This is a genomic window from Brevibacterium sp. SIMBA_078, from assembly GCF_046534565.1.
GTDB lineage: Bacteria > Actinomycetota > Actinomycetes > Actinomycetales > Brevibacteriaceae > Brevibacterium.
On the sequence record NZ_JAWRYQ010000672.1, the window covers coordinates 1 to 229 of the forward strand.

Annotated in this window: 1 protein-coding gene; it reads left to right on the forward strand. The window is 42.8% G+C overall.

Annotation, left to right across the window (positions count from 1 at the left end):
• The coding region (locus SB749_RS21170) for a phosphoenolpyruvate carboxylase (protein WP_410712054.1) at positions 1 to 229 on the forward strand (229 nt) is incomplete at both ends.

The following is a 229-nucleotide window of genomic DNA, read 5'->3' on the forward strand; positions in this document are numbered from 1 at the left end:
CCCGTGGCGCCATTATTCGAGACCTTAGATGATTTAAACGATGGCCATAATGTTATTACTACATTGCTTAATAATGAGTGGTACCGAGGTCATATTAAAAATACTCAAAATGTGATGATTGGTTATTCAGATTCAGCTAAAGATGCCGGTATGATGGCTGCTGGCTGGGCACAATATGAGGCAATGGACAAGTTAGTGCAACTGGCGGATGAACGCGGTATTGAGCTGG